Origin of the sequence: Streptomyces sp. NPDC088910 (assembly GCF_044749865.1) — a bacterium.
Lineage (GTDB): Bacteria > Actinomycetota > Actinomycetes > Streptomycetales > Streptomycetaceae > Actinacidiphila.
Map to the genome: position 1 here is coordinate 181,044 of NZ_JBIVIV010000014.1, position 22,550 is coordinate 203,593.

The 22,550-nt window shown below is 71.3% G+C and carries 20 protein-coding genes; 9 read left to right on the forward strand and 11 right to left on the reverse strand.

Annotated features, from left to right (window positions below; all coding sequences use genetic code 11):
- Positions 1-19: 19 nt before the first annotated feature.
- From ACIP4Z_RS29010 to ACIP4Z_RS29025, 4 genes are all read right to left on the reverse strand, one after another.
- Entirely contained in the window at positions 20-1,081 is a 1,062-nt protein-coding gene (locus tag ACIP4Z_RS29010) for an oligopeptide/dipeptide ABC transporter ATP-binding protein (RefSeq protein ID WP_391049281.1), read from the reverse strand.
- A gap of 10 nt (positions 1,082-1,091) precedes the next feature.
- Positions 1,092-2,069 carry an ABC transporter permease gene (locus ACIP4Z_RS29015; RefSeq protein ID WP_355348256.1) on the reverse strand — a complete coding sequence of 326 codons (978 nt, stop codon included), beginning with the start codon at positions 2,067-2,069 and terminating at the stop codon, positions 1,092-1,094.
- 99 nt (positions 2,070-2,168) lie between these two features.
- Positions 2,169-3,965 carry an ABC transporter substrate-binding protein gene (locus ACIP4Z_RS29020; RefSeq protein ID WP_355348254.1) on the reverse strand — a complete coding sequence of 599 codons (1,797 nt, stop codon included), beginning with the start codon at positions 3,963-3,965 and terminating at the stop codon, positions 2,169-2,171.
- Between the two features lie 104 nt (positions 3,966-4,069).
- The gene (locus tag ACIP4Z_RS29025; protein ID WP_355348251.1) at positions 4,070-5,104 is read right to left on the reverse strand and encodes an ABC transporter permease; all 1,035 of its coding nucleotides are present in this window, start codon (positions 5,102-5,104) and stop codon (positions 4,070-4,072) included.
- A gap of 443 nt (positions 5,105-5,547) precedes the next feature.
- Between ACIP4Z_RS29025 and ACIP4Z_RS29030 the strand changes: the two genes are divergently transcribed.
- Positions 5,548-6,894, forward strand: a complete 1,347-nt coding sequence (locus ACIP4Z_RS29030) for a hypothetical protein (RefSeq protein WP_401313056.1) — start codon at positions 5,548-5,550, stop codon at positions 6,892-6,894.
- A 19-nt stretch (positions 6,895-6,913) separates the two neighbouring features.
- On the opposite strand, the gene ACIP4Z_RS29035 is transcribed toward ACIP4Z_RS29030, so the two are convergent.
- On the reverse strand, positions 6,914-9,064 hold the full coding sequence (locus tag ACIP4Z_RS29035; protein WP_401313059.1) for a prolyl oligopeptidase family serine peptidase: 2,151 nt from the start codon (positions 9,062-9,064) through the stop codon (positions 6,914-6,916).
- A gap of 249 nt (positions 9,065-9,313) precedes the next feature.
- Here ACIP4Z_RS29035 and ACIP4Z_RS29040 point away from each other — a divergent pair, with 249 nt between their 5' ends.
- The 4 genes from ACIP4Z_RS29040 (at position 9,314) to ACIP4Z_RS29055 (ending at position 13,312) form a co-directional block, all read left to right on the forward strand.
- The gene (locus tag ACIP4Z_RS29040) at positions 9,314-9,508 is read left to right on the forward strand and encodes a hypothetical protein (protein WP_355348242.1); all 195 of its coding nucleotides are present in this window, start codon (positions 9,314-9,316) and stop codon (positions 9,506-9,508) included.
- 67 nt (positions 9,509-9,575) lie between these two features.
- Positions 9,576-10,463 (forward strand): N-acetyl-1-D-myo-inositol-2-amino-2-deoxy-alpha-D-glucopyranoside deacetylase, encoded by an 888-nt coding sequence (gene mshB, locus ACIP4Z_RS29045; RefSeq protein WP_391161658.1) that lies wholly within the window; start codon positions 9,576-9,578, stop codon positions 10,461-10,463.
- Entirely contained in the window at positions 10,460-10,819 is a 360-nt protein-coding gene (locus ACIP4Z_RS29050; RefSeq protein WP_317453004.1) for a DUF6113 family protein, read from the forward strand. Before mshB ends, ACIP4Z_RS29050 begins: the two co-directional genes overlap by 4 nt.
- A gap of 153 nt (positions 10,820-10,972) precedes the next feature.
- Positions 10,973-13,312 (forward strand): hypothetical protein, encoded by a 2,340-nt coding sequence (locus ACIP4Z_RS29055; RefSeq protein WP_401313064.1) that lies wholly within the window; start codon positions 10,973-10,975, stop codon positions 13,310-13,312.
- A 17-nt stretch (positions 13,313-13,329) separates the two neighbouring features.
- Here ACIP4Z_RS29055 and ACIP4Z_RS29060 read toward each other — a convergent pair whose 3' ends face one another.
- The 3 genes from ACIP4Z_RS29060 to ACIP4Z_RS29070 all read right to left on the reverse strand — a co-directional run bounded on the left by ACIP4Z_RS29060 (position 13,330) and on the right by ACIP4Z_RS29070 (position 16,306).
- On the reverse strand, positions 13,330-14,481 hold the full coding sequence (locus ACIP4Z_RS29060; protein WP_391161742.1) for a histidine kinase: 1,152 nt from the start codon (positions 14,479-14,481) through the stop codon (positions 13,330-13,332).
- Positions 14,482-14,615: 134 nt separating this feature from the next.
- Positions 14,616-15,356 carry an ABC transporter permease gene (locus ACIP4Z_RS29065; RefSeq protein WP_355348229.1) on the reverse strand — a complete coding sequence of 247 codons (741 nt, stop codon included), beginning with the start codon at positions 15,354-15,356 and terminating at the stop codon, positions 14,616-14,618.
- Positions 15,353-16,306: an ABC transporter ATP-binding protein gene (locus tag ACIP4Z_RS29070; protein WP_355348350.1), complete on the reverse strand. Its 954-nt coding sequence runs from the start codon at positions 16,304-16,306 to the stop codon at positions 15,353-15,355. The genes ACIP4Z_RS29065 and ACIP4Z_RS29070 overlap by 4 nt, the downstream gene beginning before the upstream one ends.
- 251 nt (positions 16,307-16,557) lie before the next feature.
- On the opposite strand from ACIP4Z_RS29070, the gene ACIP4Z_RS29075 reads away from it, so the two are divergent.
- Together ACIP4Z_RS29075 and ACIP4Z_RS29080 are read left to right on the forward strand one after the other, a co-directional pair.
- Positions 16,558-16,998 carry a hypothetical protein gene (locus ACIP4Z_RS29075; protein WP_401313067.1) on the forward strand — a complete coding sequence of 147 codons (441 nt, stop codon included), beginning with the start codon at positions 16,558-16,560 and terminating at the stop codon, positions 16,996-16,998.
- 622 nt (positions 16,999-17,620) lie between these two features.
- On the forward strand, positions 17,621-18,235 hold the full coding sequence (locus ACIP4Z_RS29080) for a response regulator transcription factor (protein WP_355348223.1): 615 nt from the start codon (positions 17,621-17,623) through the stop codon (positions 18,233-18,235).
- A gap of 10 nt (positions 18,236-18,245) precedes the next feature.
- On the opposite strand, the gene ACIP4Z_RS29085 is transcribed toward ACIP4Z_RS29080, so the two are convergent.
- Together ACIP4Z_RS29085 and ACIP4Z_RS29090 are read right to left on the reverse strand one after the other, a co-directional pair.
- The gene (locus tag ACIP4Z_RS29085) at positions 18,246-19,070 is read right to left on the reverse strand and encodes a tetratricopeptide repeat protein (RefSeq protein WP_391049299.1); all 825 of its coding nucleotides are present in this window, start codon (positions 19,068-19,070) and stop codon (positions 18,246-18,248) included.
- Positions 19,067-19,828, reverse strand: coding sequence for a GNAT family N-acetyltransferase (locus ACIP4Z_RS29090; protein WP_401313072.1), 762 nt, complete (start codon positions 19,826-19,828; stop codon positions 19,067-19,069). The genes ACIP4Z_RS29085 and ACIP4Z_RS29090 overlap by 4 nt, the downstream gene beginning before the upstream one ends.
- 372 nt (positions 19,829-20,200) lie before the next feature.
- On the opposite strand from ACIP4Z_RS29090, the gene fdxA reads away from it, so the two are divergent.
- Positions 20,201-20,527, forward strand: a complete 327-nt coding sequence (gene fdxA / locus ACIP4Z_RS29095) for a ferredoxin (protein WP_355348214.1) — start codon at positions 20,201-20,203, stop codon at positions 20,525-20,527.
- Between the two features lie 84 nt (positions 20,528-20,611).
- Positions 20,612-21,757 (forward strand): succinyldiaminopimelate transaminase, encoded by a 1,146-nt coding sequence (gene dapC / locus ACIP4Z_RS29100; RefSeq protein WP_401313075.1) that lies wholly within the window; start codon positions 20,612-20,614, stop codon positions 21,755-21,757.
- 200 nt (positions 21,758-21,957) lie between these two features.
- Here dapC and ACIP4Z_RS29105 read toward each other — a convergent pair whose 3' ends face one another.
- On the reverse strand, positions 21,958-22,431 hold the full coding sequence (locus ACIP4Z_RS29105) for an ATP-binding protein (protein WP_355348208.1): 474 nt from the start codon (positions 22,429-22,431) through the stop codon (positions 21,958-21,960).
- Between the last annotated feature and the right edge of the window lie 119 nt (positions 22,432-22,550).

Consider the following 22,550-nt stretch of genomic DNA (forward strand, 5'->3'; position numbering starts at 1 on the left):
GCCTGCCCCTGGTGACCGGTCAGCCCAGCCGGGGCTGAATCTTCTCGATGAATACGGACTGCCGCTGTTCCGCGGTCAGATGGCACGCGGAACCGCGACCAGCCGGCAGGTCGGGCCGCGACGTGACGCAGGTGTCGCCGCCGACCAGCGCGGGGAACTCGCAGCGCGGGTGGAACGGGCAGCCGGTCGGCGGCCTGAGCAGGCTCGGCGGAGCGCCCGGAATCGGCGTCAGCGGGTCGTCGACATTGCCGCTGAGGCGCGGCATCGAGCTGAGCAGACCCCATGTGTACGGGTGCTGCGGCTCCTTGACGATCTCCCGCACCGAACCGCGCTCCACGGCGCGCCCGGCGTACATCACGAGCAGGTCGTCGGCGACCTTGGAGACCACACCGAGGTCGTGGGTGATCAGGATGATCGCGGACCCGAACTCCTGCTGGAGGTCCTTGAGCAGGTCCAGGATCTGGGCCTGCACGGTCACGTCGAGCGCGGTGGTCGGCTCGTCGGCGATCAGCAGATCGGGGTTGCACACCAGCGACATCGCGATCATCGCGCGCTGCCGCATACCGCCGGAGAACTGGTGCGGGTAGTCGTCCACGCGCTGCTTGGGCTGCGGGATGCCGACCTTCTCCAGCATCTCGATCGCCCGGTCCCGGCCCTCGCGCTTGCTGGCGCCCAGGTGCTTCCGGTACGGCTCCGCGATCTGCCGGCCGACCGTGTAGTACGGCGACAGGGCGGTCAGCGGGTCCTGGAAGATCATCGCCATCTTGTTGCCGCGCAGCCGCTCCAGCGTGCGGTTGCTCGCACCGGTCAGCTCCTGGCCGTCCAGGATGATCTCCCCGGCGATCTCGGTGGTCGCCGGATTGTGCAGCCCGAGGATCGACAGGTTCGTCACCGACTTGCCGGAGCCGGACTCACCGACGATACCGAGCGTCTGGCCGCGCTCCAGGTCGAAGGAGAGACCGTCGACGGCCTTGACGGTGCCGTCCTCGGTGGAGAAGTGGACGTACAGGTCGCGTACGGACAAGAACGAGTCCGACCCGCCCTTGTGCGTGCCCTCCTCGGGCTTGGTCATGGTGGTCACTGACGTTCTCCTAGGACAGTCGCACGCGCGGGTCGATGAACGCGTAGGCGGCGTCCACGATGATGTTGAACAGGACGATCAAGGTGGCGCTGAAGAGCATCACGCCCATGAGCATGGGCAGGTCCGTCTTCATCACGGAGTCGATCGCCAGTCGGCCGAGCCCGGCGAGCTGGAAGGTGTACTCGGTGATCATCGCGCCGCCGAACAGCGAGCCGAGGTCGATACCGAGGATCGTGACGATGGGGATCAGCGAGCCACGCCAGGCGTACCGGAAGAAGACGTACGCCGACGACATGCCCTTGGCACGCGCGGTCCGTACATGTTCTTCCTGTAGCTGCTCGATCATCGTCGAGCGCGACATACGCGTGTAGTTGGCGGTGAAGATCACCGACAGCACACACCATGGGATGAGCAGTCCATTGAACCAGGAGAGCGGATTCTGCGTGAACGGCACGTACTTGGGCTGATCCAGGATCTGGTTGTTGTAGACCAGCAGGGCCAGCACGATCGGGCCGAGGAAGTAGATCTGCATCGAGCTGAGAACCAGCGACGCGGAGCTGAAGATCTTGTCGATGAACGTGCCGCGCTTCCAGGCGGCCAGCATGCCGGAGCCCAGACCGACGAGCAGGAAGACCACGGTGCCGCCCGCGGCGAGCGAGATGGTCGTGGGCAGGCGGTTCATCAGGGTCGGCCAGACCGGCTCACTCGTGGCGAACGAGTAACCGAGGCAGGGCGCGGGGCAGTTGCCGGCACTGAACCTGTGGCCGGTGAATATCCGCACCATGTAGTTCCAGTACTGGACCGGCACCGGGTGGTCGAGACCCAGGTTGTGGTGGATCAGCGCGATGTTCTGCGGCGTGCAGTTCTTGCCGCAGGAAAGGAGCGCGGGGTCGTGCGGAATGGCGAAGAAGAGGAAGAACGTGAAGGCGCTGATGAACAAAAGAATGACCAGAGCGCCGAGCGTCCGGCGGACGAGGAATCGAAGCATGGCGGTCGCAGCTCTCAGAGGACGGCGGCGGTGGGCGGGTGATCGCACCCCAGGTGGGGCCGGGCGGCTGCCCGGCCCCACCGAAGGCCGCGAGGGTGCTTACTTCTTGACGTACAGCTTCGTCAGGTCGATGCCCGAGGTGACGTTGTTGTAGACAACGCCGCCCACCTTCGAACCGAAGATCTGGAGCTGCTTGTAGTACACAGTCGGAACACCGGGGATCACCTTGGTGGTGATGTAGGTGTTGAGCTGGAACCAGGCGTCAGCCGCTTCCTTCGGGTCCGTGATCTTCTTGATGCGGTCGATCTCGGAGTTGATGTGCGGGTCGTTCACGTGCGAGTAGTTCGGCGCCTGGTCGGCGATCGTCCGGCCGTCGAAGACCGGGGGGATCACCGTCAGGGTCGACGGCCAGTCGGCACCCCACGCGGAGGCGTAGATGTCGTACGGGTTGTCGACCTTACCGATCAGGTCGTAGTACGTGTCCGACGGCAGTTCCTTGCGCTGGACGTTGAAGCCCGCCTGGGTCAGCGTGTTGGCGATCGCCAGGGAGTACTGCTGGCCGGCGGTGGTGTTGATGTACGCGTAGGTGATCTTCATGCCGACCTTGCCGGCGTCCGTGAGCAGCTTCTTGGCCGCCACCGGGTCACCGTCGGGCTTGGCGACCTTGCCCAGCGGGTCGGCCTTCTGGTAACCGGCGAGGGTCGGGCTGATGAAGCCGCCCGCGTACTCGGCGCCGTAGGAGGCACCGAGCGCCTGCCACACGGGCTTGGTCGGGATCGCGAGCGCCAACGCCTTGCGGATGTTGACGTCCTTGATCTTGTTCATGTTGAAGTTGATCTCACCCACGAACGGCTGGTAACCGGCCACCGTGCGCTTGTAGATCGACGGGGTGCCCACCACGGTCGGGGTGTCGTCCGGGTCGACCGCGTTCGCGAAGCTCAGCGAGGTCTGGTTGTCACCGGAGTCCGACATCAGGCGCTTGGTGGAGTCCTCGGCCTGGTGGTTGAACGTGATGTCGTACGTGTCGACGTACTGGTGACGCGCCGCGTCCGTCTTCGGGTCCCAGGCGGGGTTCTTCACCAGGGTCATGGACTTGCCGGTGTCGAAGGTCTTGATCATGTACGGACCGGACGCGACGGGCGCCTTGTCGTACTTCTCCTTGGTGTCCTTCGCGTGGTCCACCACCGAGTAGCCCGGCATCGCGAACAGGTACGGAGCGTCGGGCTCCGGGTTCGGGAAGTGGAAGACGATGGTCTTGTCGTCCGGCGTCGACAGCAGGCTGTCCGGCAGGTGCTTGCCCTTGTACGGGCCCTCCGGGAGCAGCTTGCGGAAGTCCGAGCCGCTGGTGTTGGCCAGCCACTGCTGCAGGTACTGCGGGCCGTTGGTGACGAACGGGGCGAACAGCCGCTCAACGGTCCAGCGGATGTCCGTGGCCGTGATCGGCGTGCCGTCCTGGAACTTGATCCCGTCCTTCAGCTTGAAGGTCCAGGTCTTGCCGCCGTCGGACTCCACACCGCTGTCCGTGGCGAGGTCGCCGACGACGGTGTAGTTGCCCTTGCTGTCCAGCTTGTACGTGGTCAGACCACGGTGGATCAGGGTGGCGAGCTGGCCCTCGTTGCTGACGTAGATCTGGCCCGGGTCGAGGTGCGTGTAGCTGTCGCGCTCCAGGGCGTGCAGTGTGCCGCCCTGCTCGGCGCCCGCGATGGGCTCCGCCGGTCCGGTGGAGGCCGCGGCGTCACCGAAGGTGATCTGCGACTGAAGCTGGGTCTTGCTCTTGTCCTGCTTCTGCTTGGCGTCGTTGTTCTCGCCCTTGCCGCCCCCGCCGCCGCTGCTGCAAGCGGTGAGAACCAGCGCACCGGCGGCGACCGCCACCAACGCAGCCCGGGTTCTACGCATGGAAAGGTTCATAGCGGTGAATGCACCCCTGTTCGTTGTTACCTGTTAGCTGCCTGGCTCTCCTGGTGAGAGGGGCGGCAGCCACCCCCTGTTGCTGTGCTTCCTCAGCGTGCGGTCTTCGGATCGAACGCGTCCCGGACCGAGTCCCCGAGCAGGTTGAACGCGACGATGAAGATCACCATGGCGATACCCGGGAAGAACATGTAGGTGAGGTCGTTCTGGTAGATCTCACCGGCTCTGGCGAACATCCGTCCCCAGTCGGGGGTCGGCTCCACGAGGCCGACACCGAGGAAGGACAGGCCCGCCTCGGCGGTCACGAACCCGGGCAGCATGAGCGTGCTCTGCACCAGGATCGGGGTGACCAGGTTGGGCAGCAGTTCCCGGCGGACGATGCGCCAGGGCGAGGCGCCGGTGACCCGGGCGGCCTCGATGAACTCACGCTCCCGAAGCGTGAGCACCTGGCCGCGCAGCAAGCGGGCCAGACCCATCCAGCCGAGGAACCACTGCACCACGATCAGCGCGATCACGCGGATGTAGGTGGGGGTCGCGTCGGACGGCGACACCAGAAGCGCGGTGACCACGGGCATGAAAGCGACGAAGAAGAGCTGGGCGGGGAACGCCATCAGCAGGTCGCTGATCCGGCCGATGAAGTAGTCCGTCTTGCCGCCCATGTATCCGGCGACCACACCGAGGATGATCGCGGTGATGGTGACGATGATCGTCACCGCGATGCTGATCGCCAGCGAGGTGCGGATGCCGTAGAGGAGCTGGGTGAAGACGTCGCGGCCCAGCGTGGGTTCGATGCCGAACCAGAAGTGGCTGCTGATACCGCCGTTGGGCGCGACCGGGTAGCCGAACTCGTTGAGCAGGTCCGGACTGTTCTGCCCGTAGAGAGTGTACGGGTTCTTGCCGTACAGCTTGGCGATCAAGGGAGCGAAGATCGCTATCGCGAAGAAGAACAGGACCACATAGGCCGATATGACACCGGTTCGGTCGCGCCTGAACCGCCGCCACATGAGCTGGCCCGGTGACCGCCCGACCAACTCGGGGTCCACCTTCGTGGCCGCTGCCCCCTCCTTCCCGGGGTCGCCGGGGTCACCGATCGGCTCGGTGACCGTGGTCGATGTGGAACTCGTCATCGCGATTGCCCCCGCAGCAGGAGTCTGGTCGACGCGACGGGGTTGTGCGTCGCGGGTTGAGCGGACTTTCGCAATGGAATCAACCTTCAGTCAAGGGGGGAAGGAGGGAAGAAAGCTTGTTGTTTGGCATCTTGAGCGAAGATTTTGCAGATCGTCCTCCGTACGTGCTTGACAGTGATCCAAAACATCGGGCATTTCGGATATATCCAGGCGAAGCGCGTTAACATGCGTGCAACTTAGCCGTCGCAACTCCGATATACGGACGTAGCAGTCTGAACAACGTACGGCCGTGCGGGTGCCGTAGGCCGGCCGGGCGTCGCGAGCGACCCCGGCCGGCCGCTCGTCAACTCCCCGCAGTCTCCTCCTGGTTCGCGAACCGACTGTTCCTACCCCAAGTGGCACGGGTATATCTGAGGGAACACTGGGCCATGGGGGAGAAGGCCATGCAGCAGGGTATGCAGCAGCAGTCGCCGTACGGGCAGGGGTCCGGCTTCACGCCGCCAGGTCCGGTCGGACCGCGGACACTCGCGCCGGGAGCGCGGATCGCGGGGGCGCTGATCTGCGCGGTTCTCGTCGCGGTGGAGATCGCCTGGACGGTCCGCGACATCAAGCACGTCGGATTCCACGACACGCTCTGGGCCTGGCTCGGCCTCGACCACGCCGTCTACCAGCACGCTTTGCTGGCCACCGCGGCGCTGGACGGCGTACTGCTCGTGGTCCTGCTCGGCGCCCTGGTGTGGTCCGCGCGGCCCGCCGCCGGGTGGGCCTTCGTGACCGCCGGGGTCTTCGCGTTCGGATATCGGTTGCCCGGTCTGTGGATCTTCCAGTCCGACTGGACCGCCGGGGCGCAGATGCACACCCGGGCGCTGGCCACCGCGGTCGTCTTCACGCTCGGCGGGATCGCGCTCGTGGTCATCGGCCTCGCGGGCGGGCGCCCGGTGCGGGGCGGCGCGCCGGTCGGGGATGTGCCGCTGAGCGGTGCGCCGTCGGACACCGCGCCGTCGAGCGGGCCCGGCGCCGCGCCGGTGGGGCCGCGGCGCGGAGCGGCGGTGGCCGCGGGGGTGCTGCTGGTGCTGCTCGCGATCGAGGGGGCCGGCTGGCAAATCTTCGAGACGCACAAGTACACGACGGCCAACGACTTTCCGCCGCACTTCTACCGGCACCTGCTGACCGGCGAGGGCACGCTGACCACGCTGCTCGGCATGCCGGTCGCCTACGCGGGCTGGCTGCGGGTCGTGTTCGCGCTGCTCGTCGCCTGGGTCGCCTTCGCGAAGTCGGCGGCTTCCAGGGCGCTCGGCGTCGCCTTCGGCTTCGCGGCGGTCGTCTTCTGCGTCGTCGCGCTGGACAACTGGCACAGCTACCACCAGCTGTTCGAGTTCGACCACCTGCCGCTGTATCAGAAGAGTCAGCAGGTCTTCCTGGTGGTCGAGTTGGCGGTGGGGCTTGTGGTGCTCCTGCTGCTGGCGGTGCCCGGCAGGAGTACGGACGGCCCGCGGCCGGTGCCCGCTTGGGGTCCGCCGCCGCAGGGGTACGGCGCGGCGCCGGGGTCCGTGCCCGCATCCGCGCCGGGGTCAACGCCGGGCTCGGCACCGGGTTCGGCGCCGGGCTCCGCGCCCGCTCCCGGCGGCCGGGGTCAGCCGCCCCACGCGTCCCCTTATTCCCAGCCGCCTCAACAGCCGCCCGCGGGCGGGGGATTCGGGCCGCCGCCGCAGTTTCCGCCGCAGTCCCCGCCGGGCTATCCGCCGCCCCCGCCCGGCTTCCCGCGGGAGCCGGGCGGCGACGGACGCTGATCATCCGCGCGGCTGGACCTCAGCTCCTGTCCAGGCCCAGGGACCGCTTCAGGAAGTCCACTTGGAGCAGCAGCAGATTCTCCGCGACCTGCTCCTGCGGCGTCATGTGCGTGATGCCGGACAGCGGCAGCACCTCGTGCGGGCGGCCCGCGGCGAGCAGGGCGGTGGACAGCCGCAGGCTGTTGGCCACCATCACGTTGTCGTCGGCCAGGCCGTGGATGATCATCAACGGCCTGGCGGGCTCGGCGAGTTCGGTGATGCCGTCCCGCGTGACCACCGAATTCGCCTCGTACACGCCCGGCCGCTCGCCGGGCTGCCCCAGGTAACGCTCGGTGTAGTGCGTGTCGTAGAGCCACTGGTCGGTCAACGGCGCGCCCGAGACGCCCGCGTGGAAGACGTCCGGACGGCGCAGCACCGCCGCGGCGGCCAGCGTGCCGCCGAACGACCAGCCGCGAATGGCCACCCGGCCCAGATCCAGCGGATACGTCCCCGCCAGCGCGTGCAGCGCGGCGATCTGGTCGGTCAGCGACACCTCGATCAGCTTGTCCGCCATGGCCTTCTCCCAGCCGGGGGAGCGCCCCGGGGTGCCGCGGCCGTCCGCGACGATCACCGCGAAGCCCTGGTCGGCGAACCACTGCGAGACCACATGCGCGTTGTGCGCCGCCTGCACCCGCTGGCCGTGCGGGCCGCCGTACGGGTCGAGCAGCACCGGCAACGGCCCGTCGCCCTCGGCGTATCCGCTCGGCAGCAGGACGGCGGCCGGGATGCGGTCCTCGCCCGCCTCGGTCAGCCGCGCCCTGGCGGTCAGCGACGGCGTCTGCGCGTACGAGGCGATCTCCGCGATCTGCTCGCCGTCGCGCAGCACCCGCGCCGTGCGCCCCGGACGGTCCGGCGTCGCCGAGTGCAGCACCGTCACCCGCTCCGAGCGCGTCGCGGTGTGCACGCCGGGCTCGGTCGAGACGCGCTCCACGCCCCGCTCGCTCACCCGCAGCACATGCAGCTCGCCGATCTCCGGCTCGGCGGCGGCGGCGCCCGCCGACGCGGCGATCAGCACGTCCTCGTCGCCGACGTCCAGCACCGCCCGCACATGCGACTCGGGACCGGTCAGCGCCCGGTCGCCGACCATCAGCACCCGTACGTCGCCCTCGTCGGCGATCCGCACCAAGGTGCCGTCGGACGTGGTGGCGGGGACGCCGGGGAAGAGATCCAGCCAAATTCGATCTTCCTCCGTGCGCAGCGTCCGCGTCGTACCGGTCGCGATGTCCACGTTCAGGTAGAGCTGTTCGCGCTGGTCGCGGGCCTGCACCAGCAGGACCGGCGGACCGGCCGCCGACCAGTGGACGGCCGCCAGGTACGGGTAGCGCTCCCGGTCCCACTCCACGTCCACCCGGGAGCCGTCCAGGCCGAGCAGCGCGAGCGTCACCACCGCGTTGTCCGTACCGGCGGCCGGGTAGGCCACCTCGGCCGGCGGGCGCTCGGGGTGCGCCGGGTCGGAGATCCACCAGCGGCCGACCGGTGACTCGTCCACCCGCGCGGCGAGCACCGCGGAGCTGTCCGGCGCCCACCAGAAGCCGCGGCTGCGCGACATCTCCTCGGCGGCGATGAACTCCGCCAGCCCCCAGAACACCGACTCGCCGTCCGGCTCCGCCAGCGCCCTGTCGTCCGCGCCCGAGGCCGCCACGACCCGCAGCGCGCCGCCCGAGGCGTACGCCACCCACCGGCCGTCCGGCGAGGGCCGCGGATCGACCACGGGACCCGGCACCGTCAACTCCCGTGCCCCCGCGGCCCCCGGCAGCAGCCCGGCGGTGAACAGCCGCCCGGAGAGCGCGAAGGCGGCCAGCGACACCGTGTCGTCCACCGCGTAGCCCACGACGCCCGCGGAGCCCTCCCGGCTGCGCTCCCTGCGCGCCCGCTCGGCCGCCGACAGCTCCTCCTGGCCGCCGCCGAGCAGCGCCGCGGGGTCGGCCGCCGCGTACTCTGTGCCCGCGCCCTCGCCCGCCCTTTCTTCCCGCAGGTCACGGACCCACAGCAGATGTGACGGGTCGTCCCCGGCGCGGGATCTGAGGAACACCACTCGGCCGCCGTCGGGCGACACGGTGAAGGAGCGCGGGGCGCCGAGGGTGAACCGCTGCGTACGGGCGTGCTGTCGGGGGAATGAGAGCTGCGTCATATCCGTGACACTAGGCCGTACGTCCGACACTCGCCGTTCTTCCCGGGGACCGGCCGCCGCCGTACCTCCCCACCTGCGCCGGAGCACCACCGCGAGGACCGCGCCCGGTGGCTGGATCTGGTCATGCGCCCCCATGTGCTTCCGTGCCCCGACATATGCGGTGGCACGGAAAGTTATGATCAGTAGCCGTGGGTGGGTAATAAGCATGTGGCAACTGACATGACCCTGCGTACTGGGAGGTGAGCCGCTGTGGCACTCTCGATTTCGGCGGTGCTGCTGCTGCTGATCGTCGTCGTCCTGTTGATCCGCCGTTCCGGGCTCAAAGCCGGGCACGCGATCGCCTGTACGTTGCTCGGTTTCTACCTGGCGAGTTCAACCTGGGCGCCACAGATCACAGACCTCACCAACAACGTTGCGGGGATGATCTCGGACATCAAGTTCTGAGCGGCCCGTGCCGGGCTCGGTGAGCTGCGGGGAAGAGCGGTACGCCGGGGAGCCGTAGGCTTCCCTCATGACCGATCTTCCCGCGCGGCGTCTGCTGCTCGTCCACGCCCACCCGGACGACGAGACGATCAACAACGGCGCGACCATGGCCAAGTACGCGGCAGAGGGCGCCCTTGTCACCCTGGTCACCTGCACCCTCGGTGAAGAGGGCGAGGTGATCCCGCCCGAGCTGGCGCACCTGGCCGCCGACCGCGACGACACCCTCGGCGAGTACCGCATCGGTGAACTCGCGGCCGCGATGGCCGAGCTGGGCGTCACCGACCACCGCTTCCTCGGCGGCGCGGGCCGCTACCGCGACTCCGGGATGATGGGCGTCTCCCAGAACGACCGCGAGGACTGCTTCTGGCAGGCCGACCTGGACGAGGCGGCGGGACACCTGGCCGAGGTGATCCTCGACACCCGCCCGCAGGTGCTGGTCACGTACGACAGCAACGGCGGCTACGGCCACCCCGACCACATCCAGGCGCACCGGGTCGCGCTGCGCGGCTACGAACTGGCCGCCGAGCGGGGCCACCGGATCGCGCGGGTCTACGAGATCTGCACCCCGCGCTCGATCGTCGAGGCGGGCTTCGCGCGGCTGGCGGCGGCGGGCAAGGACTTCCCCTTCGGCGGGATCGCCTCCGTGGACGACGTGCCGGGTGTCGTCGACGACGACCTCGTCACCGTCACCGTCGACGGCGCCGACCACACCGGGCAGAAGACGGCCGCGATGCGCGCGCACGCCAGCCAGATCGCCGTGGACGGCCCCTTCTTCGCGCTCTCCAACGACCTCGGCCAGCCGTTCTTCGCCACCGAGCACTACCGGCAGGTGCGCGGCGAGGCCCTGACCGAGGGCCGCGGCGACGACCTCTTCCCCGCCGAGGGCGGTCCCGACTCCGACGGCGGTGCGCGGTGAGCCAGCCGCTGCGCGTGGTCGCGTACGTCGTCCTCGGTGTGCTCGGAGCGCTGGTCGCGGCGGCCGGGGCGCTCGTCCAGGCGGGCTGGTTCCCCGGCGGGCTGCTGCTGGGCCTCGCGGGCTGCGTGGCGGTCTTCTACGGCGGGGTGACGCTCACCCGCACCCGGCTCGGCGCGGTCGTGCCCGCCGGGGTCTGGCTGGTGTGCGTGATGCTGCTGAGCACCACCCGCCCCGAAGGTGACTTCCTGTTCGCGGCCGGACTCGGACCGTATGTGTACCTGCTCGGCGGGGCCATGGCGGGCGTGATCTGCGCCACCCTGCCCCAACTGCCCCCATCCGGGCCGAATACCGCCTGACTTGGCGGGCGGGGGCGGGCTCGTGGTTGGCTGAGACCGAGCGTTCCGCCGGACCAGAGTCGTCGTTACACGCCGGTCGGTATGGTGGTGCGCGCCGGCGAGCCGCCCGCGGAGAACCGTGACGGGTGGCGAAGCTAACCGGGAGAGCCTGCTTTGAGTCGTGAAACTGACAGTTCGTCGTCCGGGCCGCAGGGCCGCGGCGGTGCCGCGTACCCCTCGGGCACTCCGCCGTACGGCTCGCGCCCGTTTCCTTCGCTGCACCCGCAGGAGCGTCCGCGACCGGGCGGTACGCCCGAGCCGGCCGCCGCGCCCGAACCGCCGCCGGCCGACGAGCCGAAGACCGAGACGACGCTGACGACGCGCATCCGGATCAACATCCCCGGTTCGCGCCCGATCCCGCCGGTCGTGGTCCGCAAGCCGGTCGACGAGAACAACCCGGCGCCCGAGCCGCCCGCGCCCGAGCCCGCGCCCGCCGCGGAACCGGCCGCCGCCGAGGCGTCGGGCGAGCCGGAGCCGCAGCCGGAGAAGACCAGCGACTGGTTCGCGCCGCGCAAGTCCCAGGCCGGGCAGCCGGGTCCTGGCTCCGCTCCCGCCCCCGGCGCGGGTTCCGGTACGGGCGCCGGTCCTGCTGCCGGTGCCGGTGCGGGCTCCGGTGCGGGCGCCGACTCCCGTACCGGTTCGAGCCCGTACCCGTCGTCGGCCGCCGCGCCCGGTACGGCGTCCACGCCGTACCTCCCGCCGCCGGTCGGCACCCCGCAGGGCGGCGACCCTTCCGCGCGTGGCCCGCACGACACCCCGGCCGCCGGTGTCCCGTCGCTCTTCGCCGGGGAGTTCGGCCCGGAATTCGGTACGGAGCCGCAGCCGGAGCCGCCGTACGGCATCGACGCGTTCCCGCCCGGAGTGCCGCGGCCCGCGGGCACCTTCCCCGGACCCGACCCGTACGGCCGTCCCGAGGACCAGGGCCAGGACCAGGGTCAGGGACAGAGCCAGGGCCAAGGGCAGGGCCAGGGGCAGGGTCCCGATCCGCTGAGCACCCCGTACGGTGCCCAGGCCGCCGCGGCCCCCTACGCGCCGCCCGCCGATGGGCCCAACAGCCCCTTCCCTGAGTACCAGCCGCCCGCGGGGCCGACCTCCGGCCCGGTGACCGGCCACATGCAGGTGCCGCCCGCCGCCGACCAGCGCGGCCGGTCCGCCCCCTCCGCCTTCCGCCCGCCGACGCCCGGCGACGGACCCGGCCCCGAGGACACCAGCGGCGGCTTCCGCGCCCCGACGCCTCCCGGCGACGGGCTCGGTCCCGAGGACACCAGCGGCGGCTTCCGGCCGCCCGTCGTGCCGGACGCCCCGGGCGGACGGCTGTCGGACGACACGTTGGTCAGCGGTATTCCGGCCGTGCAGCCCGGAGGTCCGGGAGCGCGCACGCCGCGTGCGCCGGGTCCCGCCGCGCCCGTGCCGGGCGGCCCCGGCGCCGGTCCCGTGCCCGCCCCCGTCGTCGCCGAGCCGCGCGCGGCGCAGCCCGCGCCCGCCGCGCCGCGTCCGCCCGCGAAGAAGAAGGGCCGCTCCAAGGTGGCCCTGCTGGGCGTCGGGGTGTGCACCGTCGCGGTGCTCGCGTACGGCGCCGGACTGCTGATGACCCACGGCGACGTGCCGAAGGGCACCACCGTGGTGGGCGTCGACATCGGCAACCAGAACAAGGGCGACGCGGTCAAGATGCTGGACACCGCGCTCGGTGACCGCAAGACCGCGCCGCTCGAACTGACCATCGGCGACCGCAAGTTGAGCCTCAAGCCGTCGGTGGCGGGCCTGTCGGTCGACACCGACGCGACGGTCCGGGGGGTCGCGCACTCCGACTACAACCCGGTCTCCGTCGTCGGCTCGCTCTTCGGCGGCAGCCGCGTCGCCGACCCGGTCATAGTCGTCGACGAGGACAAACTGCGGGTCGCGCTCAAGTCACTGGCGGGCCAGAGCGGTTCGGGCTCCGACGGCATGGTCCGCTTCGCCGACGGCAAGGCCGTCCCGGTGGCGGGCAAGTCCGGCCAGTCCTTCGACGTGAACGCCGCCGCGGCCAAGGTCGCCGCCGCGTACCGTACGCGCGCCGAGACCGGCTCCAACCCGGCCATCGCGCTGCCGGTCACGACCACCCCGCCGAAGGTCACCCAGGCCGAACTGGACGCCGCCGTCAACGGGTTCGGCAAGCGGGCCATGTCCGACTTCGTCGTCGTCCGGGCGGGCCTGAAGTCCATCAAGTTCGGGCCGATGAAGTCGATCCCGAAGTTCCTGACGATGGTGCCGGACGCGGACGGCAAGCTTCAGCCGCACATCGACCTCGCGGTCCTCAAGGGGCTCTACGGCGGCACGTTCGACACCGTCAAGCTCAAGGCGAAGGACGGCTCCACCAGGGCCGTCACCCCGCAGGACGTCGCGGACGCCCTGCTGCCCGCGCTGGACGCGACGGGCGCCAAGCGCGATGTGACCCTGCCGAACGTGGCGGGCTGAGACGGCCCCAGGGGTTCTCAGACGCCGGTCGGACTCGTCTCGTCGGCGCCGACCGGCACCGTCGCCGTCAGGCGGAAGCCGCCGTCGCCCGAGGGCGCGGTGCGCAGGGTGCCGCCGGCCAGGATGAGGCGCTCGGTCAGGCCGTTGAGGCCGTTGCCGGGGGTGTGGTGGGGAGCGGGGCCGCGGCCGTCGTCGGAGACGGTGAGGGTGGCGGCGGCGCCGTCCGCGCTGGTGCTCACGGCGATCACGCAGGTGAGGGCGCCGCTGTGGCGGACGACATTGGTCACCGCCTCGCGCAGCGCCCAGGCCAGGGCGCCCTCGCCGTCCGGGGCGAGACCGGGCAGCCGGTCCGGCTGGTGGACGCGCGCGGCGATCCCGGCGGAGGCCAACGCGGAGCGCGCGGAGGCCAGTTCGGTGGCCAGCGTCGGGCGGCGGTAGCCGCTGACCGCCTCCCGTACGTCGACCAGCGCCTGCCTGCTGACCTTCTCGATGTCGGCGACCTGCCGCGCCGCGTCCTGCGGCCGGTCCGGCAGCATCCGCCCGGCCAGTTCGCTCTTGAGCGTGATCAGGGACAGCGAGTGCCCGAGCAGGTCGTGCAGGTCACGGGCGAGCCGCAACCGCTCCTCGGTGGCGGCCAGATGCGCCACCGTCTCCCGCGCCTCGCGCAACTCCCGCATGGTCCGGACGAGTTGCCGCACGCCCACCATCGCGAAGCCGCCGAGCAGGGCCGGGATGACCAGCGCGGGGTAGAGGTCGCCGCTGCTGTCGACCCAGGCGCCGACCCCGGCGAGTGCCGCCGTGACCGCGGGAATCGCCCACCGGGACTGTGTGCCCGGCAGCGACGCCCCGCAGGCGACGGCCACGTAGACGAACATCACCAGCCAGTCCTTGCCGAGCGTCGCGGACAGCGTGAAGGCGAGCGCGAGCTGGGCGGCGAGCACCCCGTACACCCAACGCTCCTGCATGTACGCGGTGTTGGTGCGCAGGAAGACGACGGCGAGGTAGGAGACGACGAAGACGAGCAGGCCGCAGCCGGCGACGACGGTGACCAGGGCGCCGTGGTGGCCGTCGGCCAGGTCGCTGACGGGGGAGCCGAGGTAGAGCAGCCAGATGCCGATCCACATCAGCTTGACCAACGCCTGGCCGCGGGTCTCGGGGGCGCGGCCCATGGCGGTGGTGTCCGCGTCCTCCACCGCCTGCCGCCACGGCGGCCAGGGCCGGTCCCGCGCCCGCGCCTGCTCCTCCGCCCGGTCCCGCGCCCGTGCCTGTGCCCGCCGCGCCTGCTGCTCCTTCGCCATCCGCGTCACGCCTTCTGCGTGTCCTTGCGGTACAGCCAGGCGGCCGTACCCGCGAAGAGCAGCAGGTAGAAGGCGAGGACGGCGATGTCACGGGCGTGCGGCGCGTTGCCGAACTCGATGGACTGGCCGAGCGCCGCGTACGGCCGTCCCGGCAGGTAGTCGGCCGTCGTCCGGAGCCAGTGCGGGAAGGTGGTGATCGGCACCCACAGACCGCCGAGCATCGCCAGGACGAAGTAGGCGAGCATCGAGACCGGCCGGGCGACGTCGGCCGTGGCCACGTATCCGATGGCGACGCCGAGCGCCGCGAAGACCATGCTGCCCGCCCAGGTCGCGCCCAGGATCGCGATCCACTGCCAGGCGTCCAGCCGGACGTTCTTCACGGTCGCGCCGAGGATCAGCACGATCAGGATCGACGGCAGGCTGACGGTCGCGGCGGAGGCGATCTTCGCGGTGACGTAGCCGCGGCCGGGTAGCGCGGTCAGCCGCAACTGCCGCACCCAGCCCTTCTCGCGCTCCCGCGCGATCCGCTCGGCGTTGCCCATCAGCACCGCCGTCATCGCGCCGAACGCCGCCATCGCGACCATGTAGTACGCGACCAGCGTGAGATTCAGGCCGTCGATCTTCTTCGTCCTGTCGGCGCCCGCCGTGATGATCAGGAAGAGCAGGCCCGGGTAGAGCACCGAGAAGAACATGAACTTGCGGTTCCGCAGGGTGCGGACGATCTCCAGTCTGACCAGGGTCTTCATCGGTTCTCCGCCTCCTCGGCGGACGCTGCGTCGGTGATGGCGAGGAAGGCCTGCTCCAGGCCGAGGCCCGAGACCTCCAGATTGCGCGGGTACAGGCCGAGCGCGTACACGGCGTGCGTCGTGGCGTCCGCGTCGTCGGAGCGGATGCGGACGGTCGGGCCGGTGATGTCGAGGCCGACGATGTGCGGCAGCGCGCCGAGCGCCCGCTCGTCCGGCGTGCCGTCCAGGTCGAAGGTGATCCGGCGGGCGCCCGCCCGCGCCTTGATCTCCGCGGCCGTCCCGTCGGCGATCAGCCGCCCCCGGTGCAGCACCAGGACGCGGTCCGCGATGGCGTCCGCCTCCTCCAGGTAGTGGGTGGCGAACAGCACGGTCCTGCCCTGCTCCACCTGGCCGCGCATCGTGGCCCAGAACGCCTGCCGCGCGCTGACGTCCATGCCGACCGTCGGCTCGTCCAGCACGATCAGGTCGTTCGCCCCGGCCGTCGCGAGCGCGAACCGTACGCGCTGCTCCTGACCGCCGGAGAGCTTGTTGACCTTGCGGTCGGCGATGTCGGCGATGTCGGCGCCGGCCAGCACCTCGTCCACCGGGTACGCCTTCGGGTGCAGGTCGCACGCCAGGCTCACCAGCTCCCGTACGGTCACGTCCTCCATCAGGCCGCCGCTCTGGAGCATCGCGCCCACCCGGCCCGCCGCGATGGCCTGCGCCGGGGTCGTGCCGAACAGCCGCACGCTCCCGCTGTCCGCGTTCCGCAGCCCCAGCATCAGGTCGAGCGCGGTCGACTTCCCCGCGCCGTTCGGGCCCAGCAGGGCCACCGTCTCGCCCGGGTGCAGCGTCAGGCTCAGCTCCGCGACGGCCCGCACCGGCCCGAAGCTCTTGTTCACATCGCTGAAGGCGACCACGGGCTCGCCCTTGACGGCGGCCCCCGGCCCGTTCGCGGTCGTCATCCCCATCGCGCTCATGCCACCAAGCTTCGCCCGCCCGCCCCTCGCCCGTGCAGTGCCGCGAGTCGTGTCTTCCCCATGACAGATGTCATACGGCGGTCCGCGTCCGGGTCCGGCTGTCACCGCCGGGTCCTCACGCTGTAACCATCCGTGCCGGGGGTGGGACGCCGGGCCTCCGCGCTCGGTACGGTCCGGCCACCGGGCGCCGCCGTGGCGCCTTCCTGGGGGGAGTCGACGTGACGCGTTCCGCTACGAGACGTGTGATCAGACATACGGTGCCGGCGGCCGGGGTCGCGGTGGCCGGAGTGCTCCTGCTGGCCGCCTGCGGCGGGGGCTCGGGGGGTTCCAGGCCGTCCGCCACGGGGTCGGGCAAGGCCACCGGCAGTGCTTCTGCCGCCTCTCCGTCCGCCTCAGCCACCGCCTCCGCCACTGGTGGCTCCGGCGGTGCCAATCCGGTCGACGGGCCGACCTTCTGCGCCTTCCTCGCCAAGGAGGGGCCCCGCATCAAGGACTCCGGCGCCCCCGCGGGCGCCAAGGCGTTCTTCGCCATCGACCTCGCCAACTGGATTGAGCAGCACCCCGATCAGAAGCCGCGCACCGCCGCCGATCTTGACGCTGCCGCTTTGGGCTCCTGCCCCAAATACCGTGCCACCGTCACCTCTGCCATGGGCGCCGCCAGCTTCACCGAAGCCCTCGGCTAACCCCGCCGCGGGGTTCCCCCCGCCCCGCCCCCGGGCGGTTCTCCTGCGGGGCGGCGCGCCGATCTTTCGGGGCGCGGCCCTGGGCGGCCTCTCAACCTGGGCGGTAGACCGATCTTCAGGGGGCCCGCCCTGGGGCGGTTCTTCTGCCGAGGGGCCAGCCACGTGTCTTTAGGGGCGCGGGGAACTGCGCGCTCAGCCCGCGCGGTGGCGCGCCTTTGAGAACCGGCCCCAGCGGGGCAGATGCGGTTGTTTTCGGGCTGAAAGCCCGGTGGGGGTGGGCCGCGCAGTTCCCCGCGCCCCTGAAAAGATCGGCCCACCGCCCTGGCGGAAGGACCGCCTCGGGAGCGCGCCCCTGAAAAGATCGGCCCACCGCCCTGGCGGAAGGACCGCCTCGGGGCCGCGCCCCTGAAAAGATCGGCCAGCCGCCCTGGCGGAAGGACCGTCTCGGGGCCGCGCCCCTGAAAAGATCGGCCAGCCGCCCTGGCGGAAGGACCGTCTCGGGGCCAGGCCCTAGAAAGAATCGGTCCACCGGCCTGGTGAGGGAGCGGTCTGGGGGGCGAGCCCTGGAAGGGGGGCGGGCGACCGGGCGGGGAACCGTAGGGCGGAGCCCTAGGGTGGGGGGATGAGGAGAAGCGTCCGGGTGCTGCTCGCGGAGGATCAGTCGATGGTGCGAGAAGCACTGGCGACGCTCCTCGGCCTCGAAGAGGACCTTGAGGTCGTCGCCCAGGTGGCCCGCGGCGACGAGGTGCTGGCGGCGGCCAGGACGCACCGCCCGGACGTGGCGCTGCTGGACATCGAGATGCCGGGCCTGACCGGCATCGAGGCGGCGGCGCGCCTCCGCGAAGAGCTGCCGGAGGTCAAAATCGTGATCGTCACGACCTTCGGCCGCCCCGGCTACCTGCGCAGAGCGATGGAATCGGGCGCGGAGGCGTTCCTGGTCAAGGACGCTCCGGCGGCCCAACTGGCCGACGCCGTACGGCGGGTACTGCGCGGCGAGCGCGTCATCGACCCCACGCTGGCCGCCGCGGCGCTCGCCGACGGCGCCGACCCGCTGACGGCCCGCGAGCGCGAGGTGCTGCGGGCCGCCGCCGACGGTTCGGTCAACGCCGACATCGCGCGCGGCCTGCTGCTGTCGGAGGGCACGGTCCGCAACTACCTGTCGACCGCGATCCAGAAGACGGGCGCGCGCAACCGCGCGGAGGCGGTCCGTATCGCCCGCGAAAAGGGCTGGCTCTAAACGCCGGGGCTCAGTTCAGCAGTGCCCGCGCCGCGCGGGCCTTGCGGCGGATCTTCTCCGCGGTCTCCGGGTCGAAACCGCCGATCAGTTCGGCGTACTCGTCGAGGGCCGCGGCGCCGCCGGTGAAGTCGCCGAGGCGGACGAGGAGTTGGGCGCGCTCGTAGCGCAGGCGGGCCGGGTGGCGGGGGAGGAGCAGGGCGAGGTCGATCGTCCACAGCTCGACGGCGGCCTGTTCGAGGCGGGCGGACGCCCAGGCGCGGATGTTGTTCAGGACGCGGTGCACGGTGTCCAGCGGATCGGCGGGCGTGAGCATGCCGGGGGCCAGCGGGGCGCCGGTCGCGCCCGCGACCAGGAGTTCCGCGTCGGGCCCCGACAGCACCCGGCCGCCCTCGAAGGGGTCGACCAGGACGTACGCGCCCGCCGGATCGCCGAAGCCGACGACATAGTGGCCGGGCAGCGCGACCCCGTACACCGGCGCGCCGGCCCGGCGGGCGACCTCCGTCCAGACCACCGACAGCAGGATCGGCAGCCCGCGCCGCCGCCGCAGCACCTGCTGGAGCAGCGACGACGAGAGCTTCTGGTAGTCGCCGGGCTCGCCGTGGAAGCCCAGCCGGGCCCCGAGCAGCCGGTGCAGGGCGTTCGCCCACTCCAGCGGCGTCGTCAGGCCGTACGGGAGCATCCCGGCGAGCCGGTCCAGCTCGATCTGGGCCGCGTCGATCGCGACGCCGTCCAGCGCCGGGTCGGCCTCCGCGCCGATCAGCAGGCACAGCTCGGCCAGGTCGGGGCGCTCCTCGCGCGCCGCCGCCGCGAACCGTTCCCGTACGTCCGCGCTCATACCGAGGGGCGCCGGTAGTGGTAGCCGTGGTGGTCGGTGAAGCCGAGCCCGTCGTAGAGCGCGCGGGCCGCCTTGTTGTCGGCCTCCACCTGGAGGTACGCGCTCCTCGCGCCCTCGTCGGCGGCGCGCCGGGCGAGCGCGCCCATGACGGCGGTCGCCAGGCCCCTGCGGCGGTGCGAGGGCGCCACCTCGACCGCGCCGAACAGCACCCACGGCCCGTCGACCACGGCCCGGCCGATGGCGCCGGGGGCGGTCGCGAACCACACCGAGGGTCCGCCGGAGACCACCTTCAGCGCCGCGGCGGCGAGCGAGCCGGTGCGGTGGTAGGCGGCCAGCCACGCCGCGTCGGGCGTCCGGGACAGCGTGACTGCCTCCGCGCCCGGCAGCCGGGTGAGCGGCGCCAGCGGCGCGACCCTGACCAGCGTGTCCGCCTCCCGTACCCACCCGCGGCGCTCCAACTCGGCCGCGTAGGGCGAGGTGTCGGGCACCTGGAGATACGGTGTCGTGCCCCGCGCCCCGTACCAGCCGACGACGTGGTCGAGCGCGGCGTCCAGCGGGCGGTCGGGATCGCCGTCCACCAGGACGGAGTTGGCGCGGCGGGTGAAGCCCTCCCGCCGCCCGCCGCCCTTGTCCTGCTCCGCTTCTCGCTCGCCCGCGACGGCCGAGCGCAGTGTCCACCGGCCCAGCGGCGCGGTCTCGGTGGCGGGCCAGGCGCGCGAGGCGAACGCCTCAAGCTCCTCGGGGGACGCGGACGTCACACGCGACATTCTCCGTGACGGCGGGGTGGGCGGCACCACCTTCCCCGCGACGAGGAGCGATTCGGCGATGCGTACCGTTTCCCCGGACCTCCGCGTGACGCACACCACTCCCGCATCCCACGATACGAGAACACCGACCGTATCGGTGAACGTAGGATGCCCGTCGGTGATCTCCAGAACCTGCCGTACCGATACGCGTTTTCCCACGTCAGACGGGGTAATCCGGATCACGAGCCGCGCTCCGGAAGAGAAATCCCCTGCCATGCGTGCCCCTCCTGTTCGGATCGTGCTCAGGAACGGAGATACTAGGTGCGGGCATCGACGACGCCGCGCTCCCGCGCGAGATGAGCCCTATCGAGGAGGAACGACAGCGTGACCTACGTCATCGCGCAGCCTTGTGTCGACCTGAAGGACAAGGCGTGCATCGAAGAGTGCCCGGTCGACTGTATCTACGAGGGCTCCAGGTCCTTGTACATCCACCCGGACGAATGCGTCGACTGCGGCGCCTGTGAGCCGGTCTGCCCCGTCGAGGCGATCTTCTACGAGGACGACACCCCGGAGGAGTGGAAGGACTACTACAAGGCGAACGTGGAGTTCTTCGACGAACTGGGGTCGCCCGGCGGCGCGTCCAAGCTCGGTCTCATCGAGCGCGACCACCCCTTCATCGCAGCGCTGCCCCCGCAGAGCCAGGACCACTGATCCCGGTCGGGCAGTCTCCGCCCGGCCCCGTACGGCGCACCGAGCCACGCTCGGCGCTGTGCGGGGCCGCGGCGTACGTCCGTCATGGACATTTCGATCACGGACCATCGATCGACAAGCGAGAGTGAGCACGTGAGCATCTCCGCCCGCCTCCCGGTCTTCCCGTGGGACCGCCTGGAGCCCTACAAGGCGACGGCCGTCGCGCACCCGGACGGTGTGGTCGACCTGTCGGTGGGGACCCCGGTGGACCCGGTGCCCGAGGTGATCCGGCGCGCGCTCGCCGCCGCCGCCGACAGCCCCGGCTATCCGCTGACGTACGGCACGCGCGCGCTGCGCGAGGCCGCCGCCGGATATCTCAGCCGCTGGCACGGCGTGAGCGGCGCCGACCCGGCGAACATCCTGCCGCTGCTCGGCTCCAAGGAACTGGTCGGCTGGCTGCCGACGCTGCTGGGCATCGGGGCGGGCGACCGGGTCGCGTACCCGCGGCTCGCCTACCCGACGTACGAGATCGGCGCGCTGGTGGCCCACGCGGAGCCGGTCACGTACGACGACCCGGTGACCGAACTCGACCCGGACGGCCTGAAGCTGCTCTGGCTCAACAGCCCGTCCAACCCCACGGGCCGGGTGCTGTCCGCCGCCGAGCTGCGCCGGATCGTGGCGTGGGCGCGCGAGCACGGGGTGCTCGTGGTGTCCGACGAGTGCTACATCGAGCTGGGCTGGGAGGGTACGGAGCCGGTCTCCGTACTGCACCCGGACGTGTGCGGGGACAGCCACGAGGGGCTGATCGCCGTCCACTCGCTGTCCAAGCGGTCCAACTTCGCGGGCTACCGCGGCGCCTTCCTCGCCGGTGACGCGTCCGTCGTCGCCGGTCTGCTGGAGGTCCGCAAGCACGTCGGCATGATCGTGCCCGCGCCCGTACAGGCCGCGATGGTCGCCGCGCTCGACGACCGCGAGCACGCGGTGGAGCAGAAGGAGCGGTACGCGCGCCGCCGCGCCGCCCTGCGGACCGCCTTCGAGGGCGCGGGTTTCCGGATCGAGCACAGCGAGGCCAGTTTGTACCTGTGGGCGACTCGCGCGGAGAACTGCTGGGACACCGTCGGCGACCTGGCCAAGCGCGGCATCCTGGTGGCGCCCGGCGAGTTCTACGGGCCGACGGGCGAGCGGTTCGTCCGGATCGCCTTCACGGCGGTCGACGAGCGGGTGGCGGCGGCCGTCGAGCGGCTGCGCTGAACCGCTCCCGCTGAATCCCTCCCGCTGAACCGCTTCCGCTGAACCGCTTCCGCTGAACCGCTTCCGCCGGGCTGAGCCGCTGGGCTGACCCGACCAGGCCGGCCTGAGGGCGCCTCGCCGGTCTGAGAGCGCTGCCCGGCAGATACACGCGGGGGCCGGGAGCGGTCGCTCCCGGCCCCCGCGCGCGTGCGGTTCGGCGATCAGCCCAGGGGGAGGCCCTTGAGCGGCAGCATGTCGGTGGTGGGCAGCGCGCCGGCCGGCAGTTGGCCGGTGTTGGGAAGCGCGGAGACCGGCAGCGTCTCGGTGTGCGGGGCGACGCCACCGGCGGACTCGGCGGTCTGGCCGACGATCCGGCCCGCGGAGTCGGCGGCGTCGCCCGCGGCCTTCTGCGCGGCCGGGGCGGCGGTCCTGCTCGCGGTGCCCACGATGCGGCCGGTGGCCGGGAGCGTGGTCTTCATCGCCTGGGTACCGGCCTGCCCGGCCACCCCGGTGGCCTGCTGGGAAGCGCTGTCCAGCGTGTTGCCGACATTGGCGCCGTCCAGATTGCTCAGCCCGCCCAGGTCCGTCGGCGGCAGCGCGGCGGCCTGCGCGGCGCCCGCTCCGATCAGCGGCGCGGCGGCGGCGCCGATCAGCAGGGCGGCCTGGGCGAAGCGGCGGGTCAGGGGGAGGGACATGGTGCTCCTTTTACGGAGTTGGCTCCGTGAGGGGACGTATTGCGTCCGCCGGGCGGACGTCGTGACTACCGCTCAAGGAGCCCGAAGGTTGCGGTCGTTCGAGGTAAAGAGTTGGCAAT